Below are 4,388 nucleotides of genomic sequence, written 5' to 3'. Positions count from 1 at the left end.
ACTATAAGGTCTTAACGCACTTTTTAGCAACCATTTTGTCCATTACACCTTTTTATTATGTTCAGTTTCTCTTTGGTTGTGAATTACTATTCCAAATTTTGAATTTGTTCACGCATTTGCTCAATTAATACTTTTAATTCAACAGCAGAGTTAGTCACATCAGCATTGATTGATTTTGATGCTAATGTATTCGCTTCACGATTGAGCTCTTGCATCATAAAATCAAGTTTACGTCCTACTGCACCACCTTTCTTTAAAATAGATGTCGTTTCTTTAACGTGTAGCTGTAAGCGATCGAGTTCTTCGGCAACATCTACACGCTGGGCAAGAAGCACCATTTCCTGTTCTAATCGTAGCGGATCAATTTGTAGGTTTAATTCATCAAAACGTTGTTGTAAACGTTCTTTTTGCCATTGTAGGATAGTTGGCATTTGTGCTTGAACTTTACTTGCTTCTTCTGCAATCGCATCTAAACGCAGTTGAATTAGCTGCTGTAAGTTTTCACCTTCACGCCCACGCATAGCAATAAAGTCAGATAAAATTTGTTCAAAACTAGCTAATAAGTCCTGTGAAATTTGGTCAAGATCTTGATTTTGTACATCTACTACACCTGGGAAACGTAGAATATCTACAAGGTTAATTTCCCCTTCATTGGCAGTCTCTTTAAGCCATTGTAATGAGCTAATAACTTGTTTAGCATATTCTTGATTTAGAGATAACCCATTGTTTTGGTTATTGTTTAGTTCAATTCGTAGGCTACATTCTACTTTTCCACGAGTTAAAGACGAACGTAAACGTTCTCTTAGGGTCATTTCTAAATTTCGAAAGGCTTCGGGTAAACGGAAATAAGTTTCTAAAAAACGTTGATTGACCGAACGAATTTCCCATACTGCATTTCCCCACTCTTTTTTCAACTCCAAATGTGAAAAAGCGGTCATACTATAAATCATATACATCTCTCTTGGTTGGTAAAATTTGGCATATTGTACTGGTTATTCTGCTAAAATAGGGAAAATTTTATCTTAACAAAGGAATTATTATGCGTCCGAATAATCGCCCTAACATTCAAACTCGCCCGATTAACATTACTCGCCATTACACACGCTATGCAGAAGGTTCAGTGTTAATTGAATTTGGAGAAACAAAAGTACTATGTAATGCCACTATTGAAGATACTGTTCCTCGTTTTTTAAAAGGGCAACAGCAAGGTTGGGTAACTGCAGAATATGGAATGTTACCGAGAGCAACGCATAGTCGCACTCAACGAGAAGCTGCGAAAGGCAAACAAGGTGGGCGTACAATGGAAATTCAACGTTTAATTGCTCGCTCGTTACGTGCAATTGTGGATTTAAAAGCCTTAGGTGAGCGTACCATTACTGTGGATTGTGATGTTATCCAAGCCGATGGTGGCACACGCACAGCATCTATTACAGGGGCTTGTGTGGCACTACACGATGCGATCAATAAATTAATCGCAGAGGGTACACTTAAACAAAACCCACTAAAAGGATTAGTTTCTGCAATTTCAGTAGGGATTGTAGCAGGCGAAGCCGTATGTGATTTAGAGTATGTTGAAGACTCAAATGCTGAAACAGATATGAATGTAGTAATGGTGGAAGACGGTAGGTTCGTTGAAGTACAGGGTACAGCCGAAGGTGAACCATTTAGTCATTCGGAATTATGCATTTTACTTGATTTAGCTAAAGGTGGTTGTGAGCAGCTTTTTGTAGCACAGCGTCAAGCATTAGCGGAGTAGTTGGCTAACCAACCTAGTAAGCGGTACTTTTCTTCAGATATTTTTCAAATTTAATGTCGCCTATTTTGCAGGCGACTTATTATAGTTGATCTGCGTGATGGATCATTACAAAACGCTCCCAAAGTTGCTCATTGGTTTCGATATGATCAGGATCGGTGATAATACAGTTGTTGATTGGGCAAACTTTCTGGCAAGTAGGGATTTCATAATGCCCGACACATTCCGTGCAGAGATCGGGGTCAATCACATAAATTTCATCGCCCATTGATATTGCCTGATTCGGACATTCGGGCTCGCACATATCGCAATTCGTGCATTTGTGAGTGATCAGTAACGCCATTGTTTCCCTTGATGTGTAAAAATGGGAGCGATTATACCTTGCTTAGCAAAAGTAGAAAGCCCCTATACATTTTTTTGCAAAAAATTCTAAAAAGTAACCGCTTACTTAGGTAATTCTCATTCTGTTTTTTGAGTCTTTTTGTAGGGAAAACAATGACAAAGTAGTGAATTTCCCCTATCATTCAAACTCTATTTTGAGGGAAATCCGATGACAAATTTTGCTTATCTTCAACAAAAACGCAAACAGCTTAAACTAAAGGTAAATGATATTTGCGAGCAAGCTAATGTAACTCGAGCCTACTTTAATCAGTTAGTAACAGGGAAGATAAAAAATCCGAGTGCGGCTAAATTAAAAGCTCTGCATAAGGCGTTAGGCATTGTAGAAGAACAAAACCAACGTATTGGCGTAATTTTTGGAAAGTTTTATCCTGTACATACAGGGCATATCAATATGATTTATGAAGCCTTTAGTAAGGTTGATATGCTACACGTTATTGTCTGTACAGATACCGAACGAGACATTCGGCTGTTTAACGATAGTAAAATGAAACGAATGCCAACGAATGAAGATCGCTTGCGTTGGATGCAACAGATCTTTAAATATCAACAAAAGCAGATTTTTATTCATCACTTAATTGAAGACGGTATCCCGAGTTATCCAAATGGTTGGGAAGGTTGGGCGGAGCGTGTAAAAGCTCTATTCGTTGAGAAGAACATTCAGCCGAGTATTGTATTTAGTAGTGAAGTTCAAGATAAGGAGCCTTACGAAAAATATTTGAATTTAGAAGTATATTTGGTTGATCCTGAACGCAACTCTTTTAATGTATCCGCGACTAAAATTCGGAATAACCCATTCCAATACTGGCGTTTTATTCCGAAAGAAGTCCGTCCTTTCTTCGTAAAAACTATTGCGATTTTAGGAGGAGAAAGTAGTGGAAAAAGTGTACTGGTGAGCAAGTTAGCCAATGTGTTTAATACCACATCTGCTTGGGAATATGGGCGAGAGTTTGTATTTGAGCAACTAGGTGGTGATGAGCAAGCAATGCAATATTCTGACTATCCGCAAATGGCATTAGGGCATAAGCGTTATGTCGATTATGCAATGAAACACGCTCATAAAGTAGCCATTATTGATACGGACTACATTACGACACAAGCATTTTGTATTCAATATGAAGGTAAGGCTCACCCATTTTTAGATTCGATGATCAAGGAATACCCGTTTGATGTAACTATCTTGCTATCTAACAATACTAAGTGGGTTGATGATGGTTTACGCAGTTTAGGCTCTGCAAAACAGCGTCAGCGGTTTCAACAACTATTGAAAAAGTTACTTGAGAAATATAATGTGCCTTATATTGAAATTGAGTCGCCAAGCTATTTAGATCGCTATAATCAAACAAAAGAAGTGGTTGAAGCAATTTTGAATGATGAACCAATCCCATTAACTTTGAAGCAATATAACGAGAATTAAATGACAATACTTTTTGCGGGTGATCCACACGGAAGTTACGCCCACCTTTATCCTTTTGTAAAAGAGCGACAGAATGTTTCACTTATCATTCTAGGCGATTTGCAACTCACGACCACAGCAGAGTTAGATGCTCTTGCTCATCATTGTGATATTTGGTTTATTCACGGTAATCACGACAGTAAAACAGTGGCAGCCTTCGATGCTATTTGGGGCAGTGCTTGGAAAGAGCGTAACCTTCACGGGCGAGTAGCAGAAATTGAAGGCGTAAGAATTGCTGGGTTGGGTGGCGTATTTCGTGGGCATATTTGGATGCCACCACACAGACCAATGTTTTTTGACCCAATTCATTATTGCCAATATTCCCCACAAGAGCGTATTTGGCGTGGAGGAGTACCATTACGCCATCGTTCTTCAATTTTCCCTTCTGATGTAGAAGGATTAGAAAATCAGAAGGCGGATATTTTAATTACCCACGAAGCACCAAGACCACATCCACAGGGCTTTGCGGCTATCAATCAACTTGCTCGTAAAATGGGCGTTCGGAAGATTTTCCACGGGCATCATCACGATAATTTTGATTATCGCCCGATCAATCGTAACAAAGCCTGCGATATTTATAATATCGGCTTTAGAAGTTTGGCAGATATTGAAGGTAATTATTTACTTGTAGGTGTTGATGATCGAGATCTCTAAGTAAAAAATCCCAGTCAGTAACTGGGATTTTCTTTGGGCGATATTGCGAAAAACCGGTATTATGTAGCAGTTGCACAATTCCCCTCGCCCGCTTGCGGGAGAGGGAAAGATTTGTCGTTCGTTTAG

The 4,388-nt window shown here is 39.0% G+C and carries 5 protein-coding genes; 3 read left to right on the top strand and 2 right to left on the bottom strand.

Going from position 1 to position 4,388, the window contains the following annotated elements:
- Positions 1–86: 86 nt before the first annotated feature.
- Positions 87–950 (bottom strand): YicC/YloC family endoribonuclease, encoded by an 864-nt coding sequence (locus ACWIW0_RS11070; protein WP_454453358.1) that lies wholly within the window; start codon positions 948–950, stop codon positions 87–89.
- 89 nt (positions 951–1,039) lie between these two features.
- Here ACWIW0_RS11070 and rph point away from each other — a divergent pair, with 89 nt between their 5' ends.
- Entirely contained in the window at positions 1,040–1,756 is a 717-nt protein-coding gene (gene rph, locus ACWIW0_RS11065) for a ribonuclease PH (RefSeq protein WP_454453357.1), read from the top strand.
- Positions 1,757–1,835: 79 nt separating this feature from the next.
- On the opposite strand, the gene ACWIW0_RS11060 is transcribed toward rph, so the two are convergent.
- Positions 1,836–2,096: a YfhL family 4Fe-4S dicluster ferredoxin gene (locus tag ACWIW0_RS11060; protein ID WP_157395293.1), complete on the bottom strand. Its 261-nt coding sequence runs from the start codon at positions 2,094–2,096 to the stop codon at positions 1,836–1,838.
- Between the two features lie 207 nt (positions 2,097–2,303).
- Here ACWIW0_RS11060 and nadR point away from each other — a divergent pair, with 207 nt between their 5' ends.
- Entirely contained in the window at positions 2,304–3,569 is a 1,266-nt protein-coding gene (gene nadR, locus ACWIW0_RS11055; protein ID WP_454446741.1) for a multifunctional transcriptional regulator/nicotinamide-nucleotide adenylyltransferase/ribosylnicotinamide kinase NadR, read from the top strand.
- Positions 3,570–4,262 (top strand): metallophosphoesterase family protein, encoded by a 693-nt coding sequence (locus ACWIW0_RS11050; RefSeq protein ID WP_454453356.1) that lies wholly within the window; start codon positions 3,570–3,572, stop codon positions 4,260–4,262. It abuts the gene before it with no gap.
- Positions 4,263–4,388: the final 126 nt, after the last annotated feature.

It is taken from the genome of Ursidibacter sp. B-7004-1 (assembly GCF_053654055.1).
The sequence above is the reverse complement of the archived record's forward strand: the minus strand, read 5'-3'. Positions and strand labels throughout refer to the sequence as shown.